The sequence below is a fragment of the Mucilaginibacter celer genome (assembly GCF_003576455.2).
Lineage (GTDB): Bacteria > Bacteroidota > Bacteroidia > Sphingobacteriales > Sphingobacteriaceae > Mucilaginibacter > Mucilaginibacter celer.
In genome coordinates, this window is the sequence record NZ_CP032869.1 from 5,136,948 (window position 1) to 5,152,696 (window position 15,749).

Sequence of the window (15,749 nt, forward strand, 5' to 3'; positions counted from 1 at the left end):
GGAATTTACTATTTACTTTTATTACCCGGTTTCGGGAATACCTTGTGCGTGCCAGCCCAAATGCGCCATAAGCTATCAAGCCGGTGCACTTTAGCCGGATATGCTGATCTCAAATCGGTTGTTTCGGTTTTATCATTAGCCATATCAAACAAATGCCAGGTGGTATCATTACTTAACGATACCAGCTTCCAGTTACCCAAACGCGCATAGCGGGCGCCAAAGTGTTCGTTAAACAAATCTTCATGACCGGCAGTTTGTTTACCGCTAAAGGTTGGCACTAAACTAATGCCCGTGGTAGGCTGAATGGTATGGCCTTTATAAGTTTGCGGATATCTGGCTCCGGCCAACTCAACAAAAGTGCTCATGAAATCCATCACATGGCCTATACTGCTATTGAAGCTGCCTTTTTTTGCCGGGATGCCTTTAGGCCAAAAAGCAATCATGGGCGTATGCACCCCACCCTCGTACGATTCGGCCTTCCAGTACTCGTACGGTGTATTAGCCACATTAGCCCAGCGCGGCCCTATGGATGCATAAGTTGTTTCGGGGCCTGGCATAACTTGTTTTTCGGTAGCATAAACTATTTCACGGCCGTCGCGGGTTTCGTTAGGGCGGTCAAAGCCGGGCCCGTAAGCCGCACAATTTTCGGCACTGGCTCCGTTATCCGACAGGAAAACGATGAGCGTATTATCCAGTTGGCCGGTTTGCTTCAGTGTGTTAATGATACGGCCAATGCCCTGATCCATCCTGTCAATCATGGCCGCGTGTACCGCCATGGCCATGGCATCCCATTGTTTGGTTGGGTTTTTATCCCAGTCAAGGTCGCCCTTCCAGCGGTCGGATAGTTTTGTTTTTGTTGGGTCGATCAAACCCAGCTTTATCATTTTTTTGTACCTCGCTTCGCGGATGGCCTGCCAGCCGGCTTTGTAAGTATCCCTGTATTTGGTAATGTCTTCGGGCAGGGCCTGAAGCGGCCAGTGCGGGGCATTCTCGGCCACATACAAAAAGAAAGGCTTTGACGATTTGGCGTAGCCTTTTATATAAGCTACAGCCGTATCGTTAATAGCGTCGGTATGATAGTAGTTTTTGGGGACAGATTTTATCGGCGTGGTACCGCTAACCAAACTAAAGGGATCATAAAAATCAACCACGCCCCATATCGTACCAAAAAACTTTTCAAAACCCCGGTTGGTAGGATATTGGCTTACCGGCGAAAACTCAGGGTAATCTTTATGGTGATTGAGCCAGGCTAACTGATCCTGCGGGTTAGGCTGCCCGTTGGTATTGGATACATGCCATTTGCCCGACATGGCGGTGTGATAACCTGCAAATTTTAATACCTCGGCAAGGGTTACAGCATTATCGGTAATATGGCCGAGGTATCCCGGCTCATCTTCAGCATCAGTCATCTTGCCTATCCCTGCTTGCTGATTATATAATCCTGTTAACAACGAGGCCCTTGTTGGGCAGCAGCGCGATGTATTATAAAATTGGGTATAACGGATGCCGTTTTGTGCAAGATAATCGAGATTGGGGGTTTTTATTTCTCCTCCATAGCATCCAATATCTGAAAACCCGAGGTCATCGGCCAGAATTACGATAATATTAGGGCGTTTTTTTGGAGGTATTGCCTGCTTATTTTCCGGCGCGCGCTGCCAGGCCATCAAAGCGGACGCGCCAATACAAATAAAAAATAAGCAGGTAAATAATTTATGTTTATTCATGGTATTAACACCCTCTGTGATGGCCCCTTCTAAATCAATTAGCTCCGCCAACACCAAAGATAAAAGCAAATGAAAGTTGCAGGTACGAACATACCGCGCACCGAACAGTTTTGCACGGTTCAAATTAAAACAATCCTTTTACACAAAACGGGTCAATTGTTGGTGAAATCGTATCAATTTTGTTGTACAAGGCGCTAAGCGGACTTTTTTTCACGCAGCAGCACCACCACAACATTAAGTTGTTTCGGGGTTAGTAGTTTCGAATTGAAAGGCGGGAGACTCACGAGATTTGCAAAATTTTGTAAACGCTCCGGGTAACGAAATGATCTGTTAGCCAAACCAGAGGCTGCTTCAGGCTACTGCACATTGTACCGGTACACCTGCCTGCCCAGGTTACCATCTTCATCTATGCCTTCAATAACTATGCGATAAGGCCCTGCACCATCAGCGTTAAAATAGCTTAATGAGGCATGGCCATCCTTATCGGTAATCAATTCAGGTTGCCAGTAAATGGTACTGCGCAAATCGGGACGGTTACCGGCTTGCTCAAGGCTTTGGTACTTTGGCGAGTAAAACACCCGGGCTTTATAAAAACCGGGAACTGTAATGGGCAAAATTCCTATTGATGGGATATCTTTGGATGTTACCCCCCCTCTGTTTTTGGAAGTGATCACAACTACACCGTGGCCTCCCCGCACACCGTATATTGCCGCACTGGCCCCATAAAAAAACTCCACGGTTTCAACATCCGATGCACTTATAATATCGACCGGGCTGCGCGGGTCCAGCGGATCGGATGTTGTAGAAGGAATCTGCACACCATCTAAAAGAATGAGGCCGTCAAAATCACTTTTTAGTAAACCACGGGCCCGCTCACTATGTACCCTCGAGGCCAGCATTTGAGATAACGATCCTGAAGCAGGAAGATCGCCTATGTGGATCACCTGGTCTGCATTTCCCGGTCCGCCTAATGCCGAAGAGCGGTAATTGTCATTGCGTTTTACAGCGCGGATGTTTACCTGCTTAAGCATTTTAACTTTATCGTATTTCAGATAATCATCGTATTTCAGCTTGCTGTTTTCAAGGTAATCTTTAAGCGATAAATTAACATCCTGAGCCATGCCACGGCTTATTGCAGATACCAGGGGGATCTCTTCTTTTTTATAGGTAAGCTTCGTGGTATTTGCACCTTTGATATTTACAGCCTGCAAAATAAACATGCACGAATCGCTAAAGATCAAATCGCTAAACTTAAAGCTGCCGTCACTGTTTATTGGTTGGGTTAATAATTGGGTATCCGGGAATGATCTTAATAAGGATACCGTTCCTCCATTCAGCATTTTACCGGTAAGCGTTTTAGCATCGCCGCTTATGCTAAGCCCTTTTTCGGGTTGAAAAGCTGTCGGCGGATAGTTGTTATTTAATAAAGGTTTCCATTCAAATCCACGGTAACCGTTGGTGAGCATCACCAGGTCGAGGTTATGCTGCGTTTCATCATTGATACCGGTAAAATAATAATTGGGCTGCTCCACATTTCCTTTTAAACCGGAGGTTAGCAGCAAATTGGTTAATATAGTATGCTCATCACTTTCATTTACCGGCACTTTACCTTCATCAGTAACCGATACCGAAAAATGCCCCATGGCAGCGTTGCCTGCCCGGTTTTTAACATCAAAGCTAAGGTTGGTTAATTCACGCCTCCTGTAGCCGCTTTTATCGCTGTTTACAGCCAGGCTTAGCTGATCGTAATTCTGTACAAAAATTAACCGTTCGCATAGCGGTTCGCTATTATCATTAAATAAAGTGATCCTGGTGATGCCGGTTTTTAAACGCCGTTTTAAAATATCAAGAGCGATGCTCTGGCTATCCAGCTTACAGGATACCGTTACCGCTTTACCGCCCGAATAAATAACCAGTGTCAAAGCTTTATCCTTATTTTCACGGTAAAAAGCATCGTTAGCATTTATATTAACCGATGCCTTTGCTACATCATCATTATTAACCGCTAACGCGATACCTTTATCCAAAGGCCTTGGCAATTGGATACTTTGTTCAACGCCTGTGGCATCGGTAAAAACCGCCCGGTAAGTTTTACCCAATCCGGGGTTTAGCATAAAATAGCCCATCCCTAAATGGGTTGATGCAAACGAGGTTACCTGCCTGTTATCGTTATCAAAAACAGCGCCCTTAACATCAATACCTTTTCCGTTAGCCGCTACGGCCTTAAAAGCTATTTTATTGTTAAGCCCGGTAATAAACGTACCGCTTTCGGCAAAAAACTGCAGATCTGTTTTGGAATCAGTCGTGGCGGGTTGTTTGGTTGCGCTTTCCGGTAGGTTATCGCCTGCTAACGCACCTACTTTTATCTCCCGTTCAAAAAAGTTATTGCTGTTGCGCATCCATCGGGTATAGGCGCGAATGCGGTAATTGCCTTTCGGAAGGGTATCGGGCAAGGCAAAATCGCCCCAGGCAATACCGCTGTTTAATTGCAGTGCTATTTCCTGTTTTACTTTACCTGCGGGATTGATCAACTCCGCATGTAAAACCCCGCTGCGATCCGATAATTCATGGTTTTCGCCTTCAGTTACATATGCTTTAAAATAAACCGTATCGCCGGCTGCATAATAGGGCTTATCAAAATGCAGGTAAGCTTTTTCAATAGCATGCTGTTCGTTATAGTTTTTAAGCTTGTTTACCATATCGGCTGCAGGCAGATTATTATTTGCCACCGGTTGGTTTAATGGCTCATAATCTACAGGTAAAAGTGCAGCTACCCGAACATTACCCCAGGCCCCCCGGTACGAAACTGCGTTGGGATCAAGCAATGCGCCGCTGCCGTCAAATAACGCATATGCAGCATTAAAATTTAAAATGGTAACCTCGTGATTATCGGCGGCATTTAGATTATTTACCTGCGGATGCTTCCCGAAACGCCCGCCTTCATTATAGGTAATGTGAAACGAATCGAAATCGCAGCCAAGTGCATAAACATTTGGCTTATCGGTGCCTTTCATTATCTCAGCTTCCGTTAACGGAAAACTCATCAGCAAAGGACTGCCCCTCTTTTTGCTTGCCTGCTGTTTGCCGCCATCTAAACGTGGCGGATTGGCATATTGCACCACCCGGAAACCATTTTTATTTAAGGCACCTTTTTGCAAGGCTCTTAAAAAATGCATCATCGAACCTTTATAAACCTGCAACCGGGCCAGCTTCCAGCGTTCCTCCTCCTGGGTTGTTCCTTTTAAACTTTCAAATAACACCTCGCCATCGTAATGCAGTTTCAGAGCAAAAATGTCTTTATCACTATAAGCGAAATTGCTGATAAGATATTTTAGTCTGTAACCCAATCCCCGGTTCTCGATGGTAATAAAATCTACTGATGATGCAGTGAGTGTTTTCGTATCAACATCGTAAGCAAAATCAAGCGTTTCGGGATTTAAGATTTTACATTGATCTGCCAGGCCTGATTTTCCCAAAAATTGTTCTTTAAATATTTCGAGGTATCTCTCTCGGTCGGCGCCACCACGCTGCTTCACTACTACCTCATCTAACGCATACGTTTTAGGCGAGAGGATAATATCAGGCACAATCATGTTTTCACCAACAACAGATATAATTTTTTTATAGCTTTCAAAGCCAACTACAGAAACAACAAGTTCATAGTTGCCGCTCTTAACGTTGCTCATCGCATAGCTTCCGTCGGGCGCTGTTTTAGTTCCTACCGTTGCATTACTCAAAAATACGCTGGCGTTGGCTACCGGCTTATGATCGGTTGCGTTTACAACCCGCCCGCTTATTTTTATTTGTGCAAGGCAACTAAACGGGAGCAAAAGGAACAAGAAGGTGAACTTTCCGGACATTTGGTATACGATTTAGGTAATAATTGAAAAGTAATTAACCTGCGTTAATCACTTTAGGTGGTTTATAATCAGCATAAAGCTACCTAATATTATTATTCCAAACAATACATCCATTTATACTAACTTTCCGTTTTGGTACCAACATCATGAACATTTACCCATCCCTCTCCCAAAGATTAAATACCCAACACCAGGCCATTCAGCAATTAATTGCCGGGGTGAGCACCCAACAACTCAACACCCCAATGGCTCCGGGTAAATGGAGCGCATTAGATAACATAGCCCACCTGGCCATTTATCAAAAAATATTTGTTGAACGGATGCACCGGATCATTAATGAAGATACCCCGGCATTTGAAAGGTATAACGGCGACCTTGACCCGGAGTTTACACCCTACCGTTCGATGCCGTTAACAGATTTGCTTGATACAATTGAGGCCGGCAGGGTAACCATACTGAACCTGATAACGCAGCTCAGCGATTCCCAACTTTCGCGCATAGGCATCCATCCCCGGTACGGGAACCTTACCATTGTAAAATGGCTCGAGTTTTTTGTATTGCATGAGGCGCATCACCTTTTTACCATTTTTCAACTGGTAAACGCGCCGCAATAAACGGTAATAAAAAAGGCAGCCTGTTTTGCAGACTGCCTTTCTATTTAAAAAAAGCTTGATTATTATTCAGCTACCTTAACTTCTACGCGGCGGTTTAACACGCGGCCCTCTTCGGTAGTATTATCGGCAATCGGTTTGCTTTCGCCCCAGCCTTTAACGGTAAGGTTGTCGGCTTTAACGCCGCTGTTGATCAGGTAAAGTTTTACCGAGTTTGCCCTATCAACAGATAAAGACTGATTATGCTCGGCAGTACCCTCGGCAGATGCATTACCATTAAGGATAAACTTAACCGATTGGTCTTTTTTCAGCTCGGCAGCGATATGATCCAAAGTTTGGTATGAAGCCGTTTTTAACACAGCTGAGTTAAATTCGAACTGGATATTGGTGAAATTATAATCTGGCTTTGCCGGAGCAGGTGGCGCAGGCGGAGCCGGTGGCGGCGGAGGTGTAGGTTGCGGAGCAGGAGTGGCAGGCTGAGCAGGAGCAGCTGGCGGCGGTGTTTGCACAACAGCTTTTTTGGTTTTACAGGCCTGGGTAGTAATAGCTAAAACAGCTATAGCAAGAGCAAATAAAGATGTTTTTAGAGTTTTCATATTCTAAGTATTTGTGTAAACATAAAAAACGTTGGCATATTGTGAATAGTGCGCTACCGTATTTTTATACACATACGGCGCTTTTTACGTTACGGTGTGGATTATTTAATCAATAGTTATGCCATTTAACAAATAGCCTGATGATTTTAGGCGTGCGATGGCGTAGGGGAGTAAAGGGATTTTGCAGGCAAACTTTGCGCCTTCGCGGCTTTGCGCGAAAAAAAGGCCCCCTTCAAATGCCCTACATCTTGTAAAGCTGTCGTTCGTTTACTCACCTATCCTTATCTTGCCGCACCAATATAACCATCGCCATGAAAAAATTATTAGCTGTTATTTTAATTGCAGTAAGCTGTGCATTTACCAATAAGCAAATGCAAGCCGATAAATCTCCGGTTGAGCAGGCCGCCGAAGCCATTCTTAAAAAACAGGTATTAACCGAAGCCGCCTGGGCTATGCAGCAGCAACCCATAACCATTACCGCCTCATCATCGCCAAGAAGTGCCGGCGGTGCGCACGATTTTTTTTCGGAGGCGGATTATTTTTGGCCTAATCCTCAAAATCCCGATGGACCCTACATTAACCGCGACGGGCTCACCAACCCCTATAATTTTGTGGAGCACCGCCAGGCCATGATCCGTTTCAGCAAAATTATAGGCGCGCTGGCATCGGCCTATAAAATTACGGGGGATATTAAATATGTAAACCAGGCCGTAATCCACCTTAAAGCCTGGTTTATTGATCCCGAAACAGTAATGACCCCAAGCCTTTGGTTTGCACAGGCTGTTAAAGGGCAGTTTACCGGCCGTAACTATGGCATTATTGATACCATTCACCTGATGGAAGTTGCACAGGGTGTTATTGTAATGGAAAAAGCAATGGATACCAAAACCGCCGCCGGTATAAAACAATGGTTTGCCATATATACCGAATGGCTTATGACCAGCAAACCCGGCATCCAGGAAAAAGAGGTTAAAAATAACCATGCCACCTGCTGGGCTATGCAGGTAGCATCGTTTGCCAAACTGTGCAATAATGAGGTTGTGCTTGATTCATTACGCTTAAGATATAAAACCGTATTGCTGCCAAGGCAAATGGGTACCGATGGCAGTTTCCCCTTGGAGCTGGAACGCACCAAACCTTATGGCTATTCTATTTTTAACCTGGATGCCATGACCATGCTTTGCCAGATTTTATCAACCCCAAAGGATAATTTATGGGAGTTTGAAACCGCCGACGGCAAATCTATCAAAAAAGGAATCGCCTACCTGTACCCTTTTGTGGCCGATAAAAGCAAATGGACAATAAAACCCGATGTAATGTATTGGGATAACTGGCCGGTAGCGCAACCTTTTTTATTATTCGGTGCCGATGCTTACCATGAAAACAGCTGGCTAAACACCTGGAAAAATTTAGACCATAACCCTAAGGTTGAGGAAGTTATCCGCAATTTACCTATCCGGCACCCGCTTATCTGGTTTTAAGCGGGTAAGGCAAGTGACTGAAAAACATGGTTTTCCATCAAAAAACAATAAATAAACTGTGAGTTAAGCGTATCGCCAAAAAAAAATTTCGCTGCAAAAGCCCTGTTTCCGTGTTGGGTTCACACTACAAAAGCACTACTACGCTTGCGATTAAGCCGTATTGGGCCTATTATAAGGTATTTATAATAAGATGTTTATATAATTTTACTCATACCAAAACATCAATAATACCTATTAACGCCCTTTTCCTGATATTAGTATATGATATTCATAAGTATCATGAATTTAGTTAACAGGTGATGTTTTTATTACAAGGCCAATTATATACCTAAATAAACACATCAAAACACGCTTAACAATTTAACTTATGAGATCAAAATTTAACTCCTATCTCCTCGGCCTTACGCTGGCCGTACTCGCGGGTTTATCTTCCTGTAAAAAGGACAACATGAACCAGTTTAAAACAGGAAGTGACCCTGCGCAGGGTAATGACAGCAAAGCGGTATCGGTAAACAACGCCGTGCCCATTGCTTCCTTTAAGGTGATCGGTTACCTGCCCAGCTGGCAGGGCGATGTTAACACCGTGCAGTACAGCAAGCTAACCCACATTAACTACGCTTTCCTTACGCCAACTAACTCGGGCGGGTTAAATCCGCTGGATAACCTGTCGAAGTTTACCAGCCTGGTTACTACCGCCCACAATAACAACGTAAAAGTGATCATATCTGTTGGCGGAGGTGGCGGCGGCGATGCCTTCCACTCTATTGTTGCCAATTCCGGCTATCGTACCACTTTTGTTAACAACATGGTTAATTTTTGCAACCAGTACAATGTGGATGGTGTTGATATCGACTGGGAATTTCCATCGGCAGGTACCGAAACTAATAATTTCTATACCTTGCTGCAGCAACTTTCAACTGCTATGCACAATGGCGGTAAGCTGTGTACCATTGCTTCTATTTCGGTTGGTGCATCATACGTAACCAACAGCATGTTCACCATATTGGATTGGATTAACATTATGGATTATGATGACAACAATTACCAGCACTCTACCTATCAATCGGCTGTTGATTGTTTAAGCTACTGGGCAGGCCGTGGCTTACCTGCTGCCAAAACCATATTGGGTGTTCCGTTTTATGCAAGGGATAACCGGTATGATTATGCCACCAAAAACTATAACGAGATTCTGAGCATGGGCGGTAGTCCAAACTCGGATACCTTTCAAACTTATGGTTATAACGGCATCCCAACCATTAAAAGTAAAACCACGTTGGCACTTAACCAGGCTGGTGGTATGATGATCTGGGATCTGGGGGGCGATGCTTCGGGTGCCAACTCCCTGTTATCGGCCATGAACTCCATCATTACCGGTGGCACAACAACTCCTCCAAACTCGCCGCCTATCGGTACCGTGATCTCACTTAAAGGTTTCAACAACAAATACGTAAGCGGCGAAAACGGTACCCAGGCCATGAACTGTAACCGCACCACCGCCGGCGATTGGGAACACTTCACTGTACTTGATGCCGGTGCAGGCAAAATTTACCTGCGCAGCATGGGCAAATACGTATCATCAGAAAACGGCACTCAGGCTATCACCTGCAACCGCACCACTCCAGGCGACTGGGAAAAATTTGACTGGATAGTTACCACCGACGGTAAAATCACCCTGCGCGGCAACAACGGCAAGTTCATCTCGAGCGAAAACGGCACCCAAGCCATGACCTGTAACCGTGCAACAGCATCGGGCTGGGAAGCTTTTGGATTGAACCAGTAAGCGAATAGGCGTTCGTAAAAGCGCGGGAATGTGCGATTCCCTCCCCAGGGAGGGTGTAGGGAGGGGTTTCAACGATATGCTAATCAGTTAGCATGGCGTATAAACCCCTCCCTGCCACCGCACATCCAATCGCACCCCTCCCGAGGAGAGGGAATTGGAAAAAGCTTTTTTATAGCCCTGCAAACACACATCCATCCACCAATAAAACAACCCTTTATGAAAAAAACCTTAAACTCCCGCCTGCTATGGTGTATAGCAGTAGTGTTCTTTGCACTGTCATCGTGTCGCAAGGATAATTTTTCGCCAAATCAGCCTAATGGTCCGGTTGATAATGCACCTCAAAAAGCTGTTAACGTTGATGCCGTTCCCGGCTTTAAGGTAGTGGGCTACCTGCCAAGCTGGGCTGGTGCCGTTAGCTCGGTGCAGTTTTCAAAATTAACGCATGTTAACTATGCCTTTGTGCAACCTACTACTTCGGGTGGTATTGGTCCGGTTGATAATGTATCCAAACTGCAAAGCCTGGTATCAACCGGTCATGCCAATGGCGTAAAAGTATTGGTATCATTCGGCGGCTGGAACGATGGTAACGACAGCGCTTTCGAAACCCTGGCAGCCAATGCTACATCGCGCAATAACTTTGTAACCAACCTGGTAAACTTTGCCAACCAGTACAACCTGGATGGTATCGATATCGACTGGGAATACCCGGACGACGGCGCTTCGGCCAATAACTACGCTGCGCTGATGTCATCATTAAGCACCGCGCTGCATAACCAGGGTAAACTGCTTACAGCTGCTGTAATATCTAACGATGGCTCGGGTGTGTTGAACAGCGTTTTTGGCGTTGTTGATTTTTTAAACCTGATGGCTTATGATGGCGACGGTTCAAACCACTCGCCATATTCATTGGCCCAAACTTCGTTAAATTATTGGATTGGCAGGGGTTTGCCTAAAGCCAAAGCTATTTTGGGCGTTCCGTTTTATGGCAGGGAGCCGTATACATCTTACGCAGATATTTTGGCAGGTGGCGGCAGCCCTAATTCTGATAGCTGGAATGGTATTGGCTACAACGGAATCCCAACCATTAAAAGCAAAACCACGCTGGCTATTAACCAGGGCGGTGGTATCATGATGTGGGAATTATCGCAGGATGCCACAGGCGCTAACTCCCTGTTATCAGCCATTAATTCGGTTATTAACGGTACAACTCCGCCTTCGGGAACTCCGCCTATCGGTACAGTAATATCGCTTAAAGGGTTCAACAACAAATACGTAAGCGGGGAAAACGGCACCACAGCCATGACCTGTACCCGCACTACTGCCGGCGATTGGGAACACTTTACCGTGCTTGATGCCGGTGCAGGCAAAATTTACCTGCGCAGCATGGGCAAATACGTATCATCAGAAAACGGTACACAAGCTATCACCTGTAACCGCACCACACCGGGCGACTGGGAAAAATTTGACTGGATAGTAACCACCGATGGTAAGATCACCCTGCGCGGCAACAACGGCAAATTTATTTCGAGCGAGAACGGCACCCAGGCCATGACCTGTAACCGCGCCACCGCATCGGGCTGGGAAGCTTTCGGGCTGAATCAATAAAAACTATTAACTGATCTGTAACAAGGCCGGGGCTATAATCTGTCGATTATAGCCCCGGCTGTTTTTCAGAGTTTTTGTAGATATATGTTTTACTTCGCAAACCTTGGCAGCAAATTCACTGCTGCACCCATCATTTTAACTTTATACCGGTAACCTCCCCCAAAAGCATCCTCTTCCTTTAAAAACTCATGTTTTTTTTTGCTGATCCAATAGGTTTCGGTAAAGTGACGGCCGTTATAATCACTTTCATTATACAGCTTCCAGCAATCAACCTTATTGCCATCCAACGTGGTAATTACTTCACTACCGGTTACTTTATATAGTACATAAAGCGGAGCGGGCATCCCGGCTTCAAAAAACGGAATGGCAAAACTTTTACCTTCGGCCAGGGTCAGCATCTCAAAAGTTTCGATATCCAGGTTCCAGTTAAAATTGGCAAAGGGGAAATCAAATTTAAAGTTTTTGGCCTCGTTATTGGCAGTTGTATCGGCACTTACCACCCTATCGGCAAACCAGTTAAAAGCTTTTGTTTTTTTGCCGATAGTTTCAGCGTGATAAACAGGCGCAAAATCGGCAGCTTTGTTTACCGAATAAATAGAACGGTATGATGTGCTGTCGTTACCATACCAATGCTGGGTTACCGTAAATACTTTCTCTCCGTTACGGCTTTCCAGGTTGATATCGCGCAGCCAAAGCCAAAATTTCAGGCTGTGGTTATCTTTTGCATTTTGAAAGTACACCATGTATTGTTTTAAACCGGGTTTAAGGTTTGCTGTGTTAAGACGTTTATCTTGTACGCGGATGGTATCGACCTGGGCAAATACTTTAGGTGTATGCGATAGCAGTAACAAAAGAGTTAAACCAAGCGCTGCTATTTTTTCGGCCAAATGTTCAGTTTTCATAATAATTATTTGTTTTGATAAGGATAATTTCTGTTAACAGTTCAAAGCTGCCGTTTATCAATCACCTGCTAAAACCTGTTAAACATTCCCTGTTTTATTTTTAGCCCTCGCCTGCAATTATTCAATAACCTGCCCTTAACAGGTTTTATTGAAAACAGAAGGATAATTATTGAATAAATGTGGGCATCTGTTTAAAACACATTTCAACCAGCAAAAAGCTTCGTATTTTTAAAACATGCAATTGTTTAAAGGCAAGCCAGGCATTGTTCAACTCCAGCTCTTGGTATGGCTGGCGGTATCGCTGCTGCTATTTTTTTCTTATCTGCCGATGGATGGCGCAGCACAATCGGCTGTTTACACCATTTTGAATATGGCGTTTTACGCTGTTATCATCTACGGTAATATCCTGTTCCTGTTCCCGGTATTTTATCAAAAAGGCAGGTATGTTTGGTATGTGCTGCTGGTAATTATTTTTATAGGGGGCACCGGCATCCTCAGGGGGTATCTGAGCATGTGGGTTTATAATACCTATTTTGCAAAAACGCCCGAAACCATCAACCAGGAGGCTATCATTAAATATGCATCGGGCGGGGTACTCATTTTTGTGTTAAGTCTCATTTTCCGCATCGCGATAGCTTATTTTAAGCTGAAACAGCAAACCGAAGAGATTATGGTACAAAAAAGCCAGGCCGAACTCAATCTGCTTAAATCGCAGGTGCAACCGCATTTTTTGTTCAATACACTAAATAATATTTACTACGAAGCCTATCGTGAAGCCCCCCGCACAGCCGCACTTATTGAGCGACTGAGCGATATTATGCGGTATTTTGTTGACGAAAGCCCCAAAGATGATGTAGCCATCGGCACCGAAGTGCAATTCATTGAAAATTACATAGCTTTAGAAAAAATAAGGATCAGGCATGAGGTTGTGGTATTTTTTGAGAAAAGCTTCAGTTCGGATCTCCGTATCCCTCCCATGCTGCTCATGACCTTTGTAGAGAATATTTTTAAACACGGCATTGATAAATCGAGCGAGCAAAACCTCATCGGCATATCTTTGGTGCAACAAAATGGCTACCTTTTTTTTAAAACCAATAATACCATTCATACCGAAACAGCAGGCAACCGGACAACCGGGTTTGGCATTGTTAACTTAACCCAACGGCTAACCATGTTGTACGGGCAAAACTTCGAACTGAAAATAGATAAGAGTAACAACAACTTTGCCGCCTATTTAAAAATTCCGGTATCATGAATTTAAGCTGCATTATTATCGACGATGAGCCAAACGCGGTTAACCTGCTCGAGATGCTGGTGCAGCAAAGTACTCAATGGCAGCTTAAAGCCAAATGTTATAACGCGCTCGAGGCCCTGACTTTTTTAAAAACCAATAAGGTTGATTTTATTTTTTTAGATATCAATATGCCGCAGCTTACCGGTATGGAACTGGCCGGCTTACTGCCATCGCAAACTAAAATTGTATTTACAACCGCTTATTCAGAATATGCTGCCGAAAGCTATGCCTATCAAACTATCGATTACCTGCTGAAACCAATCACCCTGAAACGCTTTCTGGCAGCTCAGCAAAAAATTGAAGCTTACTTTGGCAAAACAGAAGCAGTTGCGCACAAAACAGATACTGCTGATGAGGGATATTTCTTTGTAAAATCGGGCAAGGTACTGCGTCGCATTTTGTTGGATGAGATCTTATATTTTGAAGGAGAAAAAGAATATGTGCGCCTGGTTACCGGACAGGAGCAGTTACTGATTTACCGCAGACTTAAAGATATTGAAGAACAGCTTTCGGCTCCGTTTGTACGAGTACATAACTCCTACATCGTAAACACCAAACAACTGGTAAAAATTCAGGATAATCATATTTACATAGCCGATAAGCATATCCCCGTGAGCGAAAAATTTAAGGATGGTTTTATGGCGATTATTAATAAAAGGATATTTTAGCAGATAGATAAGGCTGCCTAAAGCCTTGCTTGCCATCCTATGAAATTTATGAATCGCTTCGGTCTGCTTATCGCAGCCTGTACCCTATTATTACAGCATGCTTTTGCACAAAACAAGGCAAGCTTTTTAATGGTTGATGAGCAATTGCTCATCAAATCGAAACAATTGTATGCCCTGGGGGATAAAGAAGCAACTGCAAAAATAAACAGTATTATTGGCCGGGCCGACAGCGCCCTTGCAAAAGAACCATACTCGGTTACCTACAATAAAACAAAGATTGCACCAGGCAATGATAAACACGATTATGTAAGCCAGGCCCCGTACTGGTGGGCCGATCCATCAAAACCCAATGGCTTGCCTTATATTCGTAAAGATGGCGAACGCAACCCGGAGATTTATCAACTGCATGACCGCAGCCAACTGGGTGACATGTGTACTGCCGTAAAGCAACTCGCCTTCGCCTACTATTACACCGGCAACCAAAAGTACGCCCGCAAAGCCAGGTTACTGATGTATACCTGGTTTGTTAATGCTAAAACCCGCATGAACCCAAACCTCAATTATGCGCAATACATCCCCGGGCTTAATGATGGCCGGGGCATTGGCATTATTGAAAGCAGGGAACTAACCGTTATACCCGATGCTTTGGCCATGTTAAAAGGCAACCCCGCAATTGATGTGAAATTTTCGGAAAAGATGCAGGCCTGGTTTACCGCGTTCAACAACTGGTTGCAAAACAGCCCTAACGGTAAAGACGAACGTTCGCAACTCAACAACCATGGCTCGTATTATGATGTGCAGGTTGTTGATTACTCACTTTTTATTGGTGATAAAACAACAGCAATACAACTGCTGCAAAACACCACTATCCCCCGTATAGAAAAACAATTTAACACCGATGGAGCCCAGCCGCTTGAGCTGGCCCGAACCAAATCGTGGGATTATGTGAACATGAACCTTTATGCCTGGTGCCAGCTGGCAATTTTAGCCAACCGCGTAGGGATTGACCTGTGGCATAAGCAAACACCTGATGGAAAAGGAATAAAAGCGGCAGTGAGGTGGTTGATCCCCTATGCATCCGGCGAAAAAAAATGGGAAAACCAGCAGATAGCCGGGTTTGAGTATGAGCAGTTAAAGTTTATTATGGATAAGGCGAGCCAACAATATCCTGATTTGAATTTTGGAGGGGTGTTTAAGAGGTTTCCGACGGAGTTGGAAGTGGAGTAAG

At 44.5% G+C, this 15,749-nt stretch carries 11 protein-coding genes; 7 read left to right on the forward strand and 4 right to left on the reverse strand.

Features of this window, described 5'->3' with window-relative positions:
• Positions 1–8: 8 nt before the first annotated feature.
• The gene (locus tag HYN43_RS21110; protein WP_119409060.1) at positions 9–1,724 is read right to left on the reverse strand and encodes an arylsulfatase; all 1,716 of its coding nucleotides are present in this window, start codon (positions 1,722–1,724) and stop codon (positions 9–11) included.
• A gap of 356 nt (positions 1,725–2,080) precedes the next feature.
• Positions 2,081–5,584: a carboxypeptidase-like regulatory domain-containing protein gene (locus HYN43_RS21115; RefSeq protein WP_119405926.1), complete on the reverse strand. Its 3,504-nt coding sequence runs from the start codon at positions 5,582–5,584 to the stop codon at positions 2,081–2,083.
• Between the two features lie 146 nt (positions 5,585–5,730).
• Between HYN43_RS21115 and HYN43_RS21120 the strand changes: the two genes are divergently transcribed.
• On the forward strand, positions 5,731–6,198 hold the full coding sequence (locus tag HYN43_RS21120; RefSeq protein WP_119405927.1) for a DinB family protein: 468 nt from the start codon (positions 5,731–5,733) through the stop codon (positions 6,196–6,198).
• Positions 6,199–6,260: 62 nt separating this feature from the next.
• On the opposite strand, the gene HYN43_RS21125 is transcribed toward HYN43_RS21120, so the two are convergent.
• On the reverse strand, positions 6,261–6,791 hold the full coding sequence (locus HYN43_RS21125) for an OmpA family protein (RefSeq protein WP_119405928.1): 531 nt from the start codon (positions 6,789–6,791) through the stop codon (positions 6,261–6,263).
• Positions 6,792–7,102: 311 nt separating this feature from the next.
• On the opposite strand from HYN43_RS21125, the gene HYN43_RS21130 reads away from it, so the two are divergent.
• From HYN43_RS21130 to HYN43_RS21140, 3 genes are all read left to right on the forward strand, one after another.
• Positions 7,103–8,272 (forward strand): alginate lyase family protein, encoded by a 1,170-nt coding sequence (locus HYN43_RS21130; protein WP_119405929.1) that lies wholly within the window; start codon positions 7,103–7,105, stop codon positions 8,270–8,272.
• A gap of 367 nt (positions 8,273–8,639) precedes the next feature.
• Positions 8,640–10,052 (forward strand): glycosyl hydrolase family 18 protein, encoded by a 1,413-nt coding sequence (locus HYN43_RS21135; protein ID WP_119405930.1) that lies wholly within the window; start codon positions 8,640–8,642, stop codon positions 10,050–10,052.
• Positions 10,053–10,268: 216 nt separating this feature from the next.
• A complete protein-coding gene (locus HYN43_RS21140) occupies positions 10,269–11,657 on the forward strand; it encodes a glycosyl hydrolase family 18 protein (protein ID WP_119405931.1) in 1,389 nt (462 codons plus the stop codon).
• A gap of 89 nt (positions 11,658–11,746) precedes the next feature.
• On the opposite strand, the gene HYN43_RS21145 is transcribed toward HYN43_RS21140, so the two are convergent.
• Positions 11,747–12,559, reverse strand: coding sequence for a DUF3108 domain-containing protein (locus HYN43_RS21145; RefSeq protein WP_119405932.1), 813 nt, complete (start codon positions 12,557–12,559; stop codon positions 11,747–11,749).
• A gap of 235 nt (positions 12,560–12,794) precedes the next feature.
• Between HYN43_RS21145 and HYN43_RS21150 the strand changes: the two genes are divergently transcribed.
• Genes HYN43_RS21150 through HYN43_RS21160 form a run of 3 tightly spaced genes read left to right on the forward strand, consistent with a single transcriptional unit; the run spans position 12,795 to position 15,748 of the window.
• On the forward strand, positions 12,795–13,814 hold the full coding sequence (locus HYN43_RS21150) for a sensor histidine kinase (RefSeq protein ID WP_119405933.1): 1,020 nt from the start codon (positions 12,795–12,797) through the stop codon (positions 13,812–13,814).
• On the forward strand, positions 13,811–14,521 hold the full coding sequence (locus HYN43_RS21155) for a LytR/AlgR family response regulator transcription factor (RefSeq protein ID WP_119405934.1): 711 nt from the start codon (positions 13,811–13,813) through the stop codon (positions 14,519–14,521). Before HYN43_RS21150 ends, HYN43_RS21155 begins: the two co-directional genes overlap by 4 nt.
• Positions 14,522–14,560: 39 nt before the next feature.
• The gene (locus HYN43_RS21160; RefSeq protein WP_119405935.1) at positions 14,561–15,748 is read left to right on the forward strand and encodes an alginate lyase family protein; all 1,188 of its coding nucleotides are present in this window, start codon (positions 14,561–14,563) and stop codon (positions 15,746–15,748) included.
• Position 15,749: the final 1 nt, after the last annotated feature.

Bases quoted from the DNA above. Each gene is read 5' to 3' on its own strand.
- HYN43_RS21110 (WP_119409060.1), bottom strand. From the start codon at position 1,724: ATGAATAAACATAAATTATTTACCTGCTTATTTTTTATTTGTATTGGC.
- HYN43_RS21115 (WP_119405926.1), bottom strand. From the start codon at position 5,584: ATGTCCGGAAAGTTCACCTTCTTGTTCCTTTTGCTCCCGTTTAGTTGC.
- HYN43_RS21120 (WP_119405927.1), top strand. From the start codon at position 5,731: ATGAACATTTACCCATCCCTCTCCCAAAGATTAAATACCCAACACCAG.
- HYN43_RS21125 (WP_119405928.1), bottom strand. From the start codon at position 6,791: ATGAAAACTCTAAAAACATCTTTATTTGCTCTTGCTATAGCTGTTTTA.
- HYN43_RS21130 (WP_119405929.1), top strand. From the start codon at position 7,103: ATGAAAAAATTATTAGCTGTTATTTTAATTGCAGTAAGCTGTGCATTT.
- HYN43_RS21135 (WP_119405930.1), top strand. From the start codon at position 8,640: ATGAGATCAAAATTTAACTCCTATCTCCTCGGCCTTACGCTGGCCGTA.
- HYN43_RS21140 (WP_119405931.1), top strand. From the start codon at position 10,269: ATGAAAAAAACCTTAAACTCCCGCCTGCTATGGTGTATAGCAGTAGTG.
- HYN43_RS21145 (WP_119405932.1), bottom strand. From the start codon at position 12,559: ATGAAAACTGAACATTTGGCCGAAAAAATAGCAGCGCTTGGTTTAACT.
- HYN43_RS21150 (WP_119405933.1), top strand. From the start codon at position 12,795: ATGCAATTGTTTAAAGGCAAGCCAGGCATTGTTCAACTCCAGCTCTTG.
- HYN43_RS21155 (WP_119405934.1), top strand. From the start codon at position 13,811: ATGAATTTAAGCTGCATTATTATCGACGATGAGCCAAACGCGGTTAAC.
- HYN43_RS21160 (WP_119405935.1), top strand. From the start codon at position 14,561: ATGAAATTTATGAATCGCTTCGGTCTGCTTATCGCAGCCTGTACCCTA.